This window comes from Rhodobacter sp. NTK016B, assembly GCF_017303295.1.
GTDB lineage: Bacteria > Pseudomonadota > Alphaproteobacteria > Rhodobacterales > Rhodobacteraceae > Pararhodobacter.
This window is the reverse complement of record NZ_JAFKOK010000007.1, coordinates 111,959-128,092: the sequence shown is the minus strand read 5'-3', so window position 1 is coordinate 128,092 and position 16,134 is coordinate 111,959. Positions and strand designations below refer to the sequence as shown.

The 16,134-nt window shown below is 63.8% G+C and carries 12 protein-coding genes and 1 pseudogene; 9 read left to right on the top strand and 4 right to left on the bottom strand.

Annotation, left to right across the window (positions count from 1 at the left end):
- Nucleotides 1-22 precede the first annotated feature (22 nt).
- A complete protein-coding gene (locus JI664_RS10805) occupies nucleotides 23-2,344 on the bottom strand; it encodes a CaiB/BaiF CoA-transferase family protein (protein WP_207013765.1) in 2,322 nt (773 codons plus the stop codon).
- Nucleotides 2,345-2,495: 151 nt separating this feature from the next.
- On the opposite strand from JI664_RS10805, the gene JI664_RS10800 reads away from it, so the two are divergent.
- The 6 genes and pseudogenes from JI664_RS10800 (at nucleotide 2,496) to JI664_RS10775 (ending at nucleotide 9,061) form a co-directional block, all read left to right on the top strand.
- Entirely contained in the window at nucleotides 2,496-3,251 is a 756-nt protein-coding gene (locus JI664_RS10800) for an IclR family transcriptional regulator (protein WP_207013764.1), read from the top strand.
- A 74-nt stretch (nucleotides 3,252-3,325) separates the two neighbouring features.
- The gene (locus tag JI664_RS10795) at nucleotides 3,326-4,906 is read left to right on the top strand and encodes a class I adenylate-forming enzyme family protein (RefSeq protein WP_207013763.1); all 1,581 of its coding nucleotides are present in this window, start codon (nucleotides 3,326-3,328) and stop codon (nucleotides 4,904-4,906) included.
- Nucleotides 4,907-4,981: 75 nt separating this feature from the next.
- The gene (locus JI664_RS10790) at nucleotides 4,982-6,103 is read left to right on the top strand and encodes a C4-dicarboxylate TRAP transporter substrate-binding protein (RefSeq protein ID WP_207013762.1); all 1,122 of its coding nucleotides are present in this window, start codon (nucleotides 4,982-4,984) and stop codon (nucleotides 6,101-6,103) included.
- Nucleotides 6,104-6,198: 95 nt separating this feature from the next.
- Entirely contained in the window at nucleotides 6,199-6,705 is a 507-nt protein-coding gene (locus JI664_RS10785; RefSeq protein ID WP_207013761.1) for a TRAP transporter small permease, read from the top strand.
- A 3-nt stretch (nucleotides 6,706-6,708) separates the two neighbouring features.
- Nucleotides 6,709-8,001, top strand: coding sequence for a TRAP transporter large permease (locus JI664_RS10780; protein WP_207013760.1), 1,293 nt, complete (start codon nucleotides 6,709-6,711; stop codon nucleotides 7,999-8,001).
- 127 nt (nucleotides 8,002-8,128) lie between these two features.
- Nucleotides 8,129-9,061, top strand: a pseudogene (locus JI664_RS10775) (IS5 family transposase).
- Nucleotides 9,062-9,295: 234 nt separating this feature from the next.
- Here JI664_RS10775 and JI664_RS10770 read toward each other — a convergent pair.
- The 3 genes from JI664_RS10770 to JI664_RS10760 form a co-directional block, all read right to left on the bottom strand.
- Nucleotides 9,296-10,654, bottom strand: a complete 1,359-nt coding sequence (locus tag JI664_RS10770) for a sensor histidine kinase (RefSeq protein ID WP_207013759.1) — start codon at nucleotides 10,652-10,654, stop codon at nucleotides 9,296-9,298.
- Nucleotides 10,651-11,322, bottom strand: a complete 672-nt coding sequence (locus tag JI664_RS10765; RefSeq protein WP_207013758.1) for a response regulator transcription factor — start codon at nucleotides 11,320-11,322, stop codon at nucleotides 10,651-10,653. The genes JI664_RS10770 and JI664_RS10765 overlap by 4 nt, the downstream gene beginning before the upstream one ends.
- Before the next feature lie 79 nt (nucleotides 11,323-11,401).
- Nucleotides 11,402-11,776, bottom strand: a complete 375-nt coding sequence (locus JI664_RS10760; protein ID WP_207013757.1) for a PepSY domain-containing protein — start codon at nucleotides 11,774-11,776, stop codon at nucleotides 11,402-11,404.
- A gap of 201 nt (nucleotides 11,777-11,977) precedes the next feature.
- On the opposite strand from JI664_RS10760, the gene JI664_RS10755 reads away from it, so the two are divergent.
- From JI664_RS10755 to JI664_RS10745, 3 genes are all read left to right on the top strand, one after another.
- Entirely contained in the window at nucleotides 11,978-13,363 is a 1,386-nt protein-coding gene (locus JI664_RS10755; RefSeq protein ID WP_207013756.1) for a lysylphosphatidylglycerol synthase domain-containing protein, read from the top strand.
- Nucleotides 13,347-15,365, top strand: a complete 2,019-nt coding sequence (locus JI664_RS10750; protein ID WP_207013755.1) for a bifunctional DedA family/phosphatase PAP2 family protein — start codon at nucleotides 13,347-13,349, stop codon at nucleotides 15,363-15,365. The genes JI664_RS10755 and JI664_RS10750 overlap by 17 nt, the downstream gene beginning before the upstream one ends.
- 123 nt (nucleotides 15,366-15,488) lie before the next feature.
- Nucleotides 15,489-16,133, top strand: coding sequence for a hypothetical protein (locus tag JI664_RS10745; RefSeq protein WP_207013754.1), 645 nt, complete (start codon nucleotides 15,489-15,491; stop codon nucleotides 16,131-16,133).
- The last annotated feature ends 1 nt before the right edge of the window (nucleotide 16,134 follow it).

The window sequence follows — 16,134 nt, the reverse complement described above, 5'->3', positions numbered from 1 at the left end:
TCTTTCTCCTTGAATAATGGCATCAGCCGCGCATCGCGGCGAAGGGTTCGTCGGTTGAAAAACCGACCGCGCCGACGTCGTGCAGGCTCTGGATTTCTTCAGTGGTCAGCCCCGCCCATTCCGACAGGATCTCGGCACTGTGCTGACCGAGAAGCGGCGCATGGCTCAGGTTCGGCAGAGGCGCGTCCTGAAAGCGAAACGGCAAGCCTTGATAGTACTGCGGCCCAAAATCCGGATGACTGATACGATCGAAGAATCCAATGGCGTGCAGATGTGCATCGAGCGCGACATCCTTGCCATGCATCACGGGCGCTGCGGCAACGCCCGCTGCCTGCAGCCGCGCAGCAAGCCCATGCTTTTCGCGTGTCGCGGTCCATTCGGCGACGGAGTGTTTCAGTGCGTCCCGATCAAGTGAAAAGCCGTCGGACGCCATTTGTTGCGTCAGGATATCCAGATCCTCGGCATTGCGGCAAACGATGGCCAGCCATGACTCGTGCCCCCTGCACCGGAACGCGTCGTGCAGAGGCACGCCGGGCAGGTCGTTGCCCGTTGGCACCGGATCTTCGCCGCGCTCAAGCGAGTCGAGGATCAGCTCGCCGATCACCGACATCCCGCCTTCGACCTGGGACAGCTCGATATACTGGCCTTGCCCGGTCACGCGGCGCTGGTGCAAAGCGGTCAGAATAGCCGCCGCGCCGTTCAGGCCGCCAATGGGGTCCATATAGGCGGGGCCCGTCGAATAAGGTCGGTCATCGTCATAACCGATAAACGCCGACATGCCGGCCGCGAACTCCATGTTCGGCCCCAACCCGGTGAAGGGCGCCATCGGGCCCCAAGTGCCGCATGCGGGCATTTCAAGATAGTTCAAGCGCGGATTGAGCGTTTTGAGGTCTTCATAGGCGAGTCCCATCCGAGCCAAAGCACCGGGCGAGAAATTCCCCAGCACCACGTCGCATTCGGCTGCGACCGCCCGCAAAGCCTCGCGTCCGCCGGGCCGCTTGATGTCGATTGCCAACGATTTCTTGTGCAAGTTTTGGGCGTTGAAAAAGACGGTACGCTCATACGGGTGTGCGCCCGGCTCCGCATCGACGTAGCGGGCGGGGTGGTCGCCCAGCGGATTGCCCCGCGCCATATCGAGCCGCCCGGCAGATTCGACATGGACCACATCGGCCCCCAGAGCAGTCAGTATGCGCGATGACATCGGTCCGGCCCAAGCCGTCGTCAGATCGAGGATGCGAATCCCCGTAAGCGGTGCATCCTTGCCATCGCCTTTTGGCGCAGGCGGCTGGTCTTCGGTGCTGCGCGGTGTCCCGCAACGCCATTGCGAGGTCCCCATGCGCCAGACCGGCCCCATGGCGCGTCGGGGTCCCTCATCGGTATCAACCTGCTGCCAATAGTCTCGCTGCCGAAAATGCTCGGACCGATCAAGGTCACCGGGCTTGAAGGCCAGCATCGCTGGGATGCCCATGGCCTGAAGATCCGCCATCACTTGCTTTGCGTCGCGCAGCCGCGAAACACGGGCGGTGGCGGCAATTACTTCATCAAGATGCTGGATCCGGGCGACGTGATCAGTGGCGAACCGTGGGTCGGTTTCGATCGCCTCAAGGCTGAAATAGCCGCAGTATTCCGACCATTTCAGAGCATGGATGAAGACAACGACCCAGCCGTTATTGCAGGGCAGCACTAGCTCAGCCACCTGCAACGGGCCGTCGCGCAGGTCCCATGAGCCGTTTTGCAGAAACTGGTTGGCAACCTGATAACTCGACGCAGCCGCCGTGGTGTGGACCGATATCTTTATCAGGTCACCCCCCGCCCGATTCAGCGCTGCAAGTGCCGCACAATAGGTTGCGATTCCGGTCATGTAGGACGTGCGGTGGCCGACCCCGAACAGGGGCTCGCGCCCGACGGCGCCGTTTCGGTACATCGTGCCGGCGAGCGCCTGAAAGACGATTTCGCTACCCTTCCACCCGGCATAGGGACCGCGTTCGTCAAAATCGCCGATCTCGCAAAAGACCGTGTGCGGTGCGCGCGTGCGCAGGGTGTCGGTGTCCATCCCCTGAGGGATCAAGACGATCTGCGCCGCCGCTGCGCGGGTGCAGAATGCCTCCCAGCCGTCTTGCGTGCGCCAGTCCAGCACCTCGGGCGTTTTGTCCAGATTGAGGTGGAAGAACAACCATGAGTCGCCCCAGACTTCGCTGCGTGGATGCGCGCAGCGCAGGGCAGAACCGCCCTCGGGTTCGATAAGCCGCACATCGGCGCCGAACATCGCAAGAAGCCGGCCACAATACTGACCGGCAATGGTTTCCGAGGCATCGACAACGACGAGATTGCTGAGCGCGAACATGCAAGGTCCTCCCAAACCCATTGCCTTGGTCTTTGCCCGAGGTCGAGGTCGGACAAAAATCATAAATTCCAAAATATGGAATTGAATTCCAAATAATGGTAGACTACGGTGGTAAGGTGCGCTACGCATTCAGTCAAGAAGATCGAGAATCATGGACAAGACACTTACGAAAGGCCTGCAATTGCTGGAGACGATCGCCGCATCGCCCAAGCCGCGGGGGGTCAAGGACCTCGCTCAGGAAACGGGCCTGACGCAGAGCAACGTTCACCGTCTGCTGCAGAGTCTGATGGCGTTGAACTATGTCCATCAGGAAGGTCCGCGTGGGCAGTATTCCGCTACACCGCGGCTTTACGGGATCGGCCGTTTCGTCATCGATCGGCTGGAGATCGGCAATATCGGCATGCCGTTCCTGCAACGCCTCAACGCGAGCACGCATGAATTCTGTTCGCTGTCGATCTGGCAGGACAACGCTCCCTTGATCATCCGCAGCGTCGAAACCTCGCGCAATCACCCGAACCTGCTGTTCTCGCAGCCAATGCTGCGCACAGCCCCTACCTGTTCTTCGGCGGGGCAGGTGCAGTTGGCCTACCAGCCTGAAGAGGTGATCGCCGAATTCGCGGGCAACCTGGTCCAGGCTACGCCCTTTTCGCTGGCGACTCCCGAAGCGCTCTACGCCCGGCTCGAGAGCATTCGCGCCACTGGCAAGGTCTATGCCCGCGATGAATGGCGGTTTGGCCTATCGGCTGTTTCGGTTCCGGTGTTCGTAGGGCGGCACTTTGCTGCGTCGCTGACAATTTCGGCGCCGTCCGAGCGCCTGACCAAGGACGTGGCGGACACCTACGTCGCGCCGCTTCACGCGGCGGCCAACGACATTTCGATTCTGATGGAGGCAAACGCCCGGGTGTAATCCGCACGCGGGGGAGCGCGCCGGAGAGCCCGCAACGCCGGCCAAGCATTGGAAATGATCCTGGGGAGGATGATTTGATTTCCGAGACGAACAGCTACGCAGAATGCGTTCTTGATCTGTCAGGCACGGCGCCCGACCGGATCGCCTTTAAGTCTGCAAGCGTCTGCTACACGTATTCTGATTTGGCGGCTGAAGCTCTGCGCCACGCAGCTATCCTGCGCGATCTGGGAGTAAAAAGGGGCGATCGGGTGGCGGTCCTGACCACGCCGCGCGCTGAATCTGCGATGCTGTTCATCGCCATGAACATGGTCGGTGCAATCTGGATCTGTCTGAACCCGCAATACCGCTTGCGTGAATTCCAGTACACGATCGAAGATGCCCAGCCCTCAATCCTGTTCTACATCGCCGAGTTCGAGGGACGCGATTATCACCCTGACCTTCGGCAATTGTTGACCGAAAACCCCTGTCTGAAACACGCGGTCTGCCTGGAAGGTGAAGGCGATCTGGGTCTGAAACTGAGCGATCTTGCAGCCGAGCCCCGCGCGCCGTTCAAGATGGAAACAGGTCGTGATCGCCGCTTCGATCCGGCAGCGATCGTCTACACTTCGGGGTCGACCGGCAACCCCAAGGGGGCGGTGCTGCCAAATCACGGGCTGATGGAGCGTGGCCGCGCTTACAACCGCAACTGGCCTGCGCCTGATTATCCCCGCGTTTTCGATTTCTACCCGCTCAATCATGTTGGTGGCCTGGGCTGGGTGCTCGGCTATGGTCTCGTTGGCGGCGGCACGACTTATTTTGCGCCGCGCTTCGACATCGAGACTTATGGCGACACGATCCGCGAAGAACGCATCACCGCTCTGCAGGGGCCGCCGATGCTGTATCAGATGCTGCTGTCGCGGGCCGAATTCGATCCGACGGATTATGCGTCGGTCGAATGGCTGCTGTATTCCGGCGCGGCAATGTCCGAAGACTTGCTGCAAAAGATCGCCGATCTTGGCATGCGCTTCAGCCCAACCTACGGCCTGACCGAGGCCTGCGGCGGCCTGACCTTCAGCCATGCGGATGGTCAGGACAGCGTGGCGTTGCTCGCGCGCACGATGGGGTTGTCGCTTAACGAGGGAGAGGTGCGGGTCGTGACTGAGAGCGGCACGCTCGCGGGTCCGGGCGAGCTGGGCGAAATCCAGATCGAACGCTCGCGCTGCATGCTTGAGTATTTCAACCGCCCCGAAGCGACTGCCGCGGCCTTTACCGAGGATGGCTTTTTTCGCACCGGCGACGTGGCCGAGGTGGTCGAACGCGGATATCTGCAGTTCCGCACCCGCAAGTCCGAGATGTTCAAGTCGGGCGGATACAACATCTACCCGCGTGAGATTGAGGCAGTGCTGGAACAGCACCCAAAGGTCGGCCTCGCCGCGGTGATCGCGCTGCCGCACGCGCTCTATTCCGAGGTCGGGCTGGCTTATGTGCTGCCCGAATCCGAAACCGCGACCCCGCCCAGCCCGGAGGAGCTGCGCGCGTGGTGCCGCGAACGGATGGCCAACTACAAAGTGCCCAAGCGCTTCCTCGTCGAGCGCAGCCTGCCCACGTTGGGGTCAGGCAAGGTCGACAAGGTCACGCTGCGCACTAAGGCGCTAGCAGAACAACAGCCGGTTTGATCCGAGTGTACGGACCCCGGAGGAGGGGGGACGCGCAGAGTTTCATGGTCTCATTTGTCGAGGGAGGAAGATAATATGAACACTGTCACCAGAATTGCCCTGATCGCGCCGCTGGCGCTGGGGATCGGCATCACGGCCGTCGGGGCGCGCGAATTGCGCATGGGTCCGGGCGTGCCGCCGAGCGCCGAAACCTACGAACCCTATCGCTATCTGCACGAGCATCTGCCCGAGGCGACCGGCGGCGCGCTGACGACCCGCGACATCGGTGTTGAAGTGGTGAACTTGTCCAACTCGATCGATTCCCTGCAAAGCGGCATTATCGACGCGGCTCACGTACTGACGCTCTACTCGCCGGCCGATTTCCCGAACGCCGTTTTTGTGTCCGAATTGGCGGGCTTTGGCGAAAACGGTCAGGTGATGGCCGCCGCCGTCACCGAATATATGCTCAACTGCCCAGAATGCCTGTCCGAGCTCGGCGATCTGGGGCTGGTCTATACCGGCCATGTGGCGACGCCGACTTACCATATTTTGTCGACCTCGCCCGTCGTTGCGCCTGAGGACCTGTCAGGCCTGCGCCTGCGTTCGGGCGGTTCGCCCTTCTCGCGATGGGCGACGGCGATGGGCGCGGTTCCGGTGCAGATGTCCTCGAACGACCAATACGAGGCGATCTCGAATGGTCTGCTCGACGGAACGCTGAATCCCGACAGCTCGCTGGTGGGCTACCGGCTTGGCGAGGTTGTGCGCTACGTCACCGATCTGCCGATCGGGACGTTCCACGCGGCTATGCCTTTCCCAATGCGCGCCCAGACATGGGCCGAGCTGACGCCTGAGCAGCGCCGCGAATTCGTGCGCGTGGCCTCGGTGGCAGAGGCGAGTTACCATCCGCTGGCCGTAGCCGATGGTGCGCAGGCGGTAATTGACGCGGGTGCGGAATACGGGCTGGAGGTCGTCACCCCCTCGGCCGAGTTGCTCGCCGCGCATGAGGCTTTTTTGGAAAGCGAGCTGGAAACCGTGGCGCAGATCGGGCGCGAGCGCTACGGCATCGCCGATCCCGAAGACCGGATCGCTTATTTCCTGTCGCTGGTCGAGAAATGGACCGCCTATTTCGACGAACATGGCCATGACGCCGAAACAGTCGGAACCGCGATCTACGACCAGCTTTGGGCGAATATCGATTTCGCCACGTTCGGTCAGTGACCGCGACGTGTTGATGCCAGCCATGGCTGCGTGCGGGCTGGGATTGCAATCCCGCACGCAGCTTCGATTCACCTTTTAATACAAGGGGCCCTGTCGTGCGTACACTTGAACTGGCCTCGACCTGGCTTGCGGGTTTGTCCGTCCTCGCCGCGATGTTTCTGGTCTCGGGCGAGATCATCTTCCGGCTGTTTGGCAGCTATATTCCCGGCAGCGTCGAGATCATCACCTATTATCTGATCGTTGGAATCGCCTATCTGCCGCTGGGTCAGATCGAGCAGCGTGGCGACATGATCGCGATGGATGTTTTCAGCGCTATCGCGGGCCGCCGCGTCAATAGCGCGATGAATTGGTCGAACGGGCTGACCAGTGTGCTGGTCTATGCTGTGCTGACCGTTGCCACTTGGGAATTCGCGTGGGGCAAGATGCACGACGGCGCCTATGTGCTGACGTCGACCTATGCGCTGATCAGCTGGCCCGCATATTTCCTGCCGCCCGTGGCCTTCGCGCTGGCCACGCTGACCACCCTTTTGCGTACGATATTCGGTCCCTCGGCTGTCCGCCCCTCGACGAAGGATATGGCCGCGGTTGGCGAAGGAGACTAACCCATGTCGATGATCTGGATCGGGGCACTCGCCATTCTTGTGTTGCTTGCGCTGCTTGCCTGGCGGCTGCCCGTTGCCATCGCGTTGGTGCTTGTGTCTTTTGTCGGGCTCTGGACTTCGTTCGGCTGGGCACCCGCATGGGGCACGCTGAAATCCGCTCCCTTCGAATTCGCCGCCTCGTGGACACTATCCTCGGTGCCGATGTTTTTGCTCATGGGCTACGTGTCCTATCACGCAGGCATTACGACTGGTCTGTTTAACTTGGCCAAGGCGCTGTTCGGCCGCTTGCCTGGCAGCTTGGCAATTTCGTCGACGCTGGCCTGTACAGGCTTCGCCGCGATGTGCGGCTCGTCGATTGCCACCGCCGCCGCGATGGGCCGCATCGCCATCCCTGAGATGGTGAAGGTGGGCTACAATCGCAACTTCGCCTGCGGCGCGATCGCGGCAGGAGGCACGATCGGCGCTCTGATCCCGCCGTCGATTATCATGATCGTCTACGGCGTCTTCGCGCAGGTCTCGATCATCAGGTTGTTCCTTGCCGGGATCGGCATCGGGCTTGCTACCGCCGCGAGCTATATCTTGGTGATCCTGATCGGCGCATGGTTGCGCCCTGGCTCGGTCCCGCGCCAGCTGGACCCGTCTTTCGTCCCGCAGTTAAAACCCGCGCTACTTGAGACGGCGCCGATCTTGCTCATCCTCGCCGGTGTGTTCGGAGGCCTATTCGGTGGCATCTTCACTGCGACCGAGGCAGGAGCAGTCGGTGCGCTATTGTCGTTGATCTATGCTGCCGGCAAGCGGGTTTTAACACGCGAGATCCTTCTCCGCAGCCTCGCAGACACAATCACGACCTGCGGCTCGATATTCCTGATCGGGGTCGGTGCGACGATGCTGACCCGGCTTCTGTCGCTCACCGGCCTAGGCAGTCAGATCTCTGCCCTCGTCGACGGGCTCGAGCTGAGCTATTGGCAGCTTATGGCGATCATAGTGCTGATCTATCTAATCCTAGGGATGTTCCTCGACGCCTTCGGCGCGATGCTGATCACACTGCCGATCTTCACGCCGATCCTGCACGCCTACGGTATCGACATGGTGTTCTTCGGCGTCTTCTTGGTGAAAATGCTAGAGATCGGGATGATCACGCCGCCGGTCGGCATGAACGTATATGTCATCAAGGGCGTGGTTGGGAACCTGACGACGCTAAACGGGGTATTCCGGGGCATTCTTCCGTTCCTATTCGCCGATATGGTGGTGATCGTCCTGTTGATCTCATTCCCGACGATCATGGTCCTCGGCTGAACGTCGTCTCATCAGTGCAAGTCGAATGCTGCCGCCCATGGCGGGCTCTGTTGAGGTCCAGAAGGGCTCTGTTGCACAAATCCTGTGAGAGATTCATCTCGTGAAACCAGTGCGGTAGCTGGCGTGCATGAGCAGACCCACATCCCCGACCTACAGGACCAGGAACTGGCCAGCCTATAACGAAACGCTCAAGCGCCGAGGCTCGCTGACGATCTGGTTCGACCCCGAGATGAGCTGGTATGCCGCGCCGTCAGGCAGGCTTGGCCGCCAGCAGACCTACAGCGATGCCGCCATTCAGACGTGCCTTTCGATGAAGGTGCTATTCGGCATGGCGCTCAGGCAGATGACCGGGTTCGTCGAGAGCCTGCTGCAGCTGGTTGGCCTCGATTGGACGGTGCCTGACTTCAGCACCTTGTCCCGCCGCCAGAAGACCCTGGATGTGAACTTACCATATCGCGGGTCAAAGGGGCCGCTGCACCTGCTGATCGACAGCACTGGCATCAAGGTCGAGGGCGAAGGCTAGTGGCACGCCCGCAAGCATGGCGGCCCGAAACGGCGGGTCTGGCGCAAGATCCACCTGAGGATTGATGAGGAAACGCTGGAGGTTCGGGCCGTAGAGATCACTGGGAGCCAGATCGGCGATGCGCCAGTGTTACCCGACCTGCTCAAACAGATCCCGGCGCAGGAGAAGATCGGCAGCGTCACCGCCGACGGTGCCTACGACACCCGCAAATGCCACGATGCCATCGCTGACCGCGGCGCCCACGCTGTCATTCCGCCCGGCAAGAACGCCAAACCGTGGAAGACCGTCACCGCCGGCGCTGTCGCACCAAACAAAGCCCTGTGGGCATCGAAATACCTCGGTCGTGCCCTCTGGCGGCGATGGAGCGGATACCACCCCCGAAGCCGCGTTGAAACGAAGATGCACTGTGTGTAACTGCTGGGGCAGCGCCTCATGGCACGGGACTTCGACCGACAGGTCGCCGAGCTTCAGGTCCGTATCGCCGTTCTGAACGGCTACACCGCGCTCCGCATCCCCGTCACAGAAGCCATGGGATGAATCCGTCCAGGGAAAGGAGAACCTTGGACATCAGAGGCTTTGCGCAACAGGGCCAGTATATTCTGTTTCGACCGCCTCAAATGCTTCCGCGCCATACACGAAAGAATGCCCGTGGCGCGACCTGAAGATGGCCACGCAGGGCTATGCAGGCGGAAAATCGCGGCAGTTTCCGGCCCAAAGCGGACCCTAGGTAGAAAAGGCGCGAACAACTCGCGACGTTGAGATCCTTATGGCTTATGCGAACTGGAAAAGCGAAACCCGAAGGCCCGGGGCGTTGTCTTCCAGCGCGATCTCCATCCCGTGCCGCTCGGCGATGGCGGCGACGAGGCTTAGGCCCAATCCTGATCCGGCAACGCTGCGGCTGGTATCGAGGCGCACGAAACGCTCCAGCACGCGCTGTCGATCGGGCGCGGGAATGCCGGGACCGTTGTCGCTTACGGTGATCTGTGCCCGACCCTCGATGCCGCTGATGGCCAATGTGATCTCGGCGGGTGCGGGACAATGGCGGAAGGCGTTGTCGACGAGATTCACCATCGCCTGCATCAGCAGTTCGGCGTCGCCGGTCATGGTCACGATTGACTTCGGTTCGACGAGGGTCAGGCGGTGCCCGGCATCCTCGGCAGCAGGTTCCAGAAGCTCGACCACATCTCGCGCGAGGCGCGTCAGATCGACGACATCCCGACGCAGCTCGACACTACCCGATTGCAGTCGCGACAGGCGCAAGATCGCGTCGAAGATCCCCGAGATTGCGTCGATCTCCTCAAGCGCCGAGCCGGCTTCGTGCCGGGCCCGTTCCGGCAGATCGGTATCCAGCGCCAAGGGTTCCAGCCGGATCCTAAGCCGCGACAGCGGTGCGCGCAGGTCATGGGCGACGTCGGTGGAGACCTGCGTGATTGCCGCCACACCCGCTTCGAGCCGGCCGAGCATCCGGTCGATCTGCAGCCCCAGCCGTGCGAGGTCATCCCGGCCATGATCGGCGATCCGCTCGTCCAGACGGCCGGCGCCGACGCGATCAAGCACCGCTTCCATTGAGGCAATCCGCCGTTCATTGCGCCGGGCCACGACGAAGGCCAGCGCGACCGACAAGGCCAGCGCGAGGGCCAGGGCCCATGCCGTCGTCTGGATCAGGAGCTCGCCGCTCTCGGCCACCCAAGCCTCATCGCGTGCGGCGATTACCCAGCCGAGGTCGGTGCGGACCCCATAGGCCTGATAGGCGTCGGCCATGTCGGCAGGCTCGGGCATCGACGGCAGATCGTCACCCACGATCAGCCGTCGCGCGCCTTCGAAGGGCGCGCTTAGCATCAGCGACCCGATCCGCTCGCCCGTCTGCGCATCGAAGAAGGCATAAAGGCTCGCATGGTCGGTGTTCGAGACGACATGGGCGTCGATCTGCTCGATCAAATCGATGCGGTCACCCGCTGCGGCGATCCGGCCGAGGCTTTCGGCACTGGCCCGCGTATCGGCGGCGAGGCGTTGGGCCATCTCATGCGACAGAAAGACATAGGACAACCCGCCCGCCGACAGTGCGCCGATGGCGAAGACCGCCGACAGCGCCAGCGCGAAACGCATGGACCAGGAGATCGGCGCGCTCATGGTTGCAGGACGTAGCCGACGCCGTGCAGGGTCTGCAGGTGCTGGCGCTCGAAAGGTTTGTCGATCTTGGTCCGCAACCGGCTGATATGGGTCTCGACGACGCTGGTCTTGGGGTCGAAATGCAGGCCCCAGACCGCTTCCAGCAGGACCGTGCGGGTCTGCACACGGCCGGGGCGCTCCATGAAATGCTTGAGCAGCAGGAATTCGCGCGGCTGCAGGTCAATGCGCTGCCCCTCGCGGGTGACGTCGCGGGTCAGCAGGTCCAGCCGCAGGTCACCGACCACCAGTTCCAGCACCTCATCCTTCAGCGCCGGCCGGCGGCGCAGGGTGTCAATGCGGGCGAGGAGTTCGACAAAGGCGAAGGGCTTGACCATGTAGTCATCTGCCCCGGCCCGCAGCCCGGCCACGCGGTCATCGACGCTGCCCATCGCCGTCAGCAGGATCACCGGCGTGCCGATCTTGGCCGCGCGCAGGGCCTTGAGGATCGACAGACCGTCCAGCCCCGGCAGCATCCGGTCGAGGATCACCAACTCGTAGCTGCCGCTCATCGCCTGCGTCAGCGCCTCGCGCCCGCTGTCGAGCGCATCGACCACATGGCCCTCGCCGGTCAATCCCTTGACGATGTACTCGGCGGTATCGTGGTCGTCTTCGGCCAGCAGGATCTTCATGTCTCAGCGTCGCTCTTTCGGCATTGAGCCCCGGCCCGCGAGGGGGCCGAGGCTGTTCGAGGATCGTTCAGGTGTCAGATCAGTCGTCGTCTTCCTCGCCATCCTCGTGATCGTCCTGCCCATGGGCCTGATCTTCGTGATCATTCATAGCCGAAGAGGCGGCCGAGGCGAAGACATCGCCGGTCTGCGCATCCACCAGCACCGTCCAGGGCTGGCCATCCGCGCTGATCACGACCACTTCGTAGCCCATGCGCCCGTCCTCGTCGCCATAGGTCACCGAGGCCAGCGCGCCGGGGTGGTCCTGCAGCGCGGTGGCGCCGGCCTGATCGAGGCTGACGGCGGCGCTTTGGAACTGGGTGACCTCGGCGGGGCTGAGACGTTCGGCGGCCATCGCGGCCAGCGGGAGCGAGGCGATCAGCGCGGCGGGAATCAGGATCATCTTGGTCTTGGTCATCGGTCTTTCCTTTCTGGATACAGGCCCGTTGCCTGCCAAACAGAAATGGGGACCGCCTTCCGGGATCGTCTTGGGAGGGTCTTACAAATCCGTAAGAAGCGGATTTCCGGGCGGAAACGGTTTTGCCATCCGCCCGGGCTGGGGTATCGAGCCCCCGAAAGCCCCATTCGCCTCGCGTTTGCCTGCCGTCAGGAATGCCCCGTGCCAAGACCGATCCTCTCCGCCCTCAAACGCTACGGCCCGATCGTGCTGGCCGCCGTGCTGTTCGCGATGGGGATCTATGCGCTGGTGCATCTGCTGCGCCCGGTCAATCCCGCTGACATCATGGCGCAGATCAAGGCCATGCCGTTGTCGACGCTGGCGCTGGCTCTGGGTGCGACCGCAATCGGCTATGCGGCGCTGGTCTGCTACGACTGGTATGGGATGCGCTTCATCCGGCGGCGCCTGCCGGGCGGGGTGATCGCGCTTGGCGGCTTCCTCGCCTTTGCCTTCGGCAACACCATCGGCGTCAGCGCCATATCCGGCGGTGCGGTGCGTTACCGGCTCTATTCCGCGATGGGCCTCACCGGGATCGAGGTCGCGGCGGTATCGGCCTATGTCGCCGTGGCGCTCGGCACCGGGCTCACCCTGGTCGGGCTGGCTGCCTTGGCGATCCATCCGCATGCCATTGCCGCCTACCTCCCCTATGCGCCCGAGACCGTGCGGATGGTCGCCGGCGGGCTGTTGCTGCTGTCGCTCGGCGCGATCCTCGCGGCCTCGATCCGGCAGAGCAACCTGCGCCTGTTCCGCGTCACCCTGCACATGCCCCCGCCGCGCGATCTGGCGGGCCAGGTCTTCGTCACGCTGATCGACATCGCCATGGCTTCCTTCGCGCTGTGGATCTTGCTGCCAGCCGGCAAGCCCGATTTCGCGACCTTCCTCGCGGTCTATTCCGCCGCGATCATGATCGGCGTGCTCAGCCACGTACCCGGCGGCGTCGGCGTGTTCGAGACCGTGGTGCTGGGCGTCATGCCCGCCTCGGTCGCGGTCAGCGATGCGGCGGCGGCGCTGTTGCTGTTCCGGCTGATCTATTACCTCGTGCCCTTCGTCTTGGGCTTCGTCCTCGTCGCATTGACCGAGGCCCGCGCGATCAACCGCATCGCCCGCCGCCTGCTCCCCCGCGCGCCCGAGCCGATGCAGCCCGCTCTTTCTGCGCTGCACGGGCTGGCCCCGGCGCTGGTTGCCGCCGTCGCCTGCGGCTTCGGCCTCTATCTGGGGCTGGTCTCGCTGGTCCCGGCGCTACGCTCGTCCGCGCTGGCCGAGGGCGATCTTGCGGGGATGATCCTGTCCGAGGGCGGCGCGCTGACCTCGGGTCTGACGGGCCTTGCGCTGATTGCTTTGTCCTTCGGGCTGGTGCGCCGGTTGCGCGCGGCCTTCCTTACCAGCGTCGGCCTGTTGCTTTGGGGCTCGGGCCTCGCGCTGGTCGATGGCTTCGATGTCGAGAACGCCCTGTTCCTCGGTCTCGGCGCCCTGCTTCTGCTGCCCTTCCGCAGCGCCTTCGATCAACCCGCCAGCCGTGGAAAGACCTCCGATGTTCCCCTCGATTGACCAGATCCTGCCCTCGCTTCAGGCGCTCGGAGTCCTCGGCTATTGGCTGATCGGGCTCGCCTCGGCCCTCGAGGCCTTCTTCCTCACCGGCGTCGTCATTCCCGGCACGCTGGTCGTCGATGCGGGCGGGCTCCTGGTCCAACAGGGGCTGATGGATTTCTTCGACCTGTGCTGGTTCGTTGCCATCGGCTCGATCCTCGGATCCGAGCTTAGCTATTGGACCGGACGGCTGGCCCTGCACCGCATCCCCGGACGCCAGAAGATCGAAGGCTCCACCGTCTTCCGCCGCGCGCAGGCGCTGTTCGAGCGTCGCGGCGGCTTGGCACTAGTGATGGGGCGGTTCCTCGGGCCGGTCGCGGGTCTGGTGCCGCTCGCCGCCGCGATGTCGGGGATGGCGCGTCGCCGGTTCCTGATCTGGAACGTGATCGGCAGCGTCCCCTATGCGCTGGGGCATGTCGCCTTCGGCTATGTCATGGGCGATGCGGCCAGCTGGCTGGGCGGCTCGCTGGGCCATTCCGCGCTGGTCGCCGGGCTCGCGGCGGCGGTTCTGGCGGTGTTGTGGCTTCTGCTCTACGCGGCGCTGAAGCTCTTGCCGCTGGCGTTGGTGATCCTCGGCGTCGTCGGGCGCGCCCTCGCGGCGATGCCTCCGGTCGCCCGGCTGATCGCGGCCCATCCCCGCCCCACCCGCTGGGTCGAGGCGCGGCTTGATCGCCACCAGTTCACCGGCCTGCCGCTGACCCTGCTGTCGCTGATCTTCGTTTATATCGGCGTGGTCTGGCTGGATACGGCGGTCGATTTCGTCGCCGGAGATCCCGTCCTGCAGATCGACGCCCGCCTCGCGCAATGGATTCATACACTGCAATCGCCGATACCGTTGCGTGTGGCGACCTTGCTCTCGGCCATCGGCGGCAAGCATGTCGTGATCCCGCTGAGCGCTGCGCTGCTGGTCTGGCTGCTTCTGCGCCGCCAGATCGCCTTGGCCATCGGATTGGCGGTTTCGGTTGCCAGCAGCGCCGCCGCGGTTGCCGCGCTTAAGCTGGTGTTCCAGCGTCCGCGCTCGCCTTTGGGTTATTTTGCCGAGAGTTCGAACTCCTTCCCCTCGGGCCATGCCGGCAGCTCCATCGGGGCCTTCGGGATGATGTTCTACGTGCTCTGGCGTACCGGCAAGATCCGGGTCGAGACCGCGCTTCTGGGCGCGGGGCTGGTGGCGCTGTCCATCGGCGGCAGCCGCATCTACCTGATCGAGCATTACGCCAGTGACGTCTTCAGCGGCTGGCTGGTCGGCGCCTTGGCGCTGGTCAGTGCGATCGCGGTCAGCGAATGGCTGATCGACCGCCAGCCGGCGCCTCGCGGGCCGGTCCTCGGTTGGCGGAACTGGGTCGGACAGGGGCTTGTCGTCGCGCTGCTCCTGCTCGCCGCCTTCGAGGTCAGCCAATACGCCCCGCCGCGCAATACGCCCGTAGAAACGCTTGCGGACCAACAGATCATCAGTGTCGAGGAGGTCCTGTCTAGGCCGGGCATCGACTTTCGGACCCTCTCGCTCCTGGGAACAGAGGTCCGGCAATTAAGCATTGCCGTTCTCGCCCCGGACGCCGCCAGCATCGAAAGCGCCCTCTCGGTGCAGGGTTGGGTCGTGACTGGGTTGCAGGGACCGCGCGCCTTGATCGGAGCCTTGAACGCCGCCGTCGAGGCCGATGCCGACCCCACGGTCGAGATCGCCCCGCATTTCTGGCGCGGCATGACACCCTCGGTGACCCTTGCGGCGCCGTCGGCACCTGCGGTCCACGCCCGGTTCTGGCGGACCGAGTTCGTCACCACAGACGGCTTGCGGCTGTTCATGGCCAGCGTGGGCTCCGATACCACGCCCGAGCCGGGAACCCCGCAAGCGATTGACGGGTCTCAGGCCGCCCTTGTGCAGGCGCTCGACGCCAATGGGACCGCGAATGCCCCGGTCACGCGCGGCGATGTGACCCTGACGCCGGTGACCCTCGTCACCCGCTGAGCAAGAAAGCGGGGTTCTTACACGCTTGTAAGAACCCCGCCAGACCGATCCGGGATCTGACCGTCATTCCCCTGCTCATGAGGCCGCAATGGCCCCGATGACAGTAGGAACAGGAAGAACCCGATGACATCGCCCCTCAGAAACCTCGCGCTGTCGCTGGCGCTGATTGCCGTCCCGGCCGGTGGCTTCGCGCTCGCCGAAGCCTGGATCGCGCCGGCCTCGGCCCCGGCTGCCGCCACTGCCAGCGCCGCCCCGTTGGGCGACATGAGCGCCTATCAGACCATCGTCACCGACACCCAGAGGATCGCCGCCACCGGCGACCTGACCGCCGCCGAGACCCGGCTCACCGATCTCGAGGCGCTCTGGGACCAGAATGCCAGCGCCCTGCGCGCCATGGATGCCAATGCCTGGGGCACGATCGACGGCGCGGCGGATGACGCCTTCGCGGCACTGCGGGCCCGGACGCCGGACGCCGCCCGCGTCACGTCGACGCTCACGGCGTTGCAGGAGGCGCTGGCCAATCCCGTTTCGCCCGGAGCCCAAGGGGGCGTGGTGCAGATGGTTTCCGGCATCGCCGTCACCGACGCCTCGGGCCGCGCGCTGCCCTGCGAGACGCTGATCGGCCAGTTGCGCACCGAGCTGGCCGGCCGTGCCGCGCCGAGCGGTGTCGCCGATTTGCAGGCCCGCGCGCTGGAACGCTGCAATGCCGATGACGATGCCCATTCCGATGCCTTCGCCGCGCAGGCTCTGGCTCAGCTGAGAGGATAAG

Bases quoted from the DNA above. Each gene is read 5' to 3' on its own strand.
- JI664_RS10805 (WP_207013765.1), bottom strand. From the start codon at position 2,344: ATGTTCGCGCTCAGCAATCTCGTCGTTGTCGATGCCTCGGAAACCATT.
- JI664_RS10800 (WP_207013764.1), top strand. From the start codon at position 2,496: ATGGACAAGACACTTACGAAAGGCCTGCAATTGCTGGAGACGATCGCC.
- JI664_RS10790 (WP_207013762.1), top strand. From the start codon at position 4,982: ATGAACACTGTCACCAGAATTGCCCTGATCGCGCCGCTGGCGCTGGGG.
- JI664_RS10780 (WP_207013760.1), top strand. From the start codon at position 6,709: ATGTCGATGATCTGGATCGGGGCACTCGCCATTCTTGTGTTGCTTGCG.
- JI664_RS10770 (WP_207013759.1), bottom strand. From the start codon at position 10,654: ATGAGCGCGCCGATCTCCTGGTCCATGCGTTTCGCGCTGGCGCTGTCG.
- JI664_RS10765 (WP_207013758.1), bottom strand. From the start codon at position 11,322: ATGAAGATCCTGCTGGCCGAAGACGACCACGATACCGCCGAGTACATC.
- JI664_RS10760 (WP_207013757.1), bottom strand. From the start codon at position 11,776: ATGACCAAGACCAAGATGATCCTGATTCCCGCCGCGCTGATCGCCTCG.
- JI664_RS10750 (WP_207013755.1), top strand. From the start codon at position 13,347: ATGTTCCCCTCGATTGACCAGATCCTGCCCTCGCTTCAGGCGCTCGGA.
- JI664_RS10745 (WP_207013754.1), top strand. From the start codon at position 15,489: ATGACATCGCCCCTCAGAAACCTCGCGCTGTCGCTGGCGCTGATTGCC.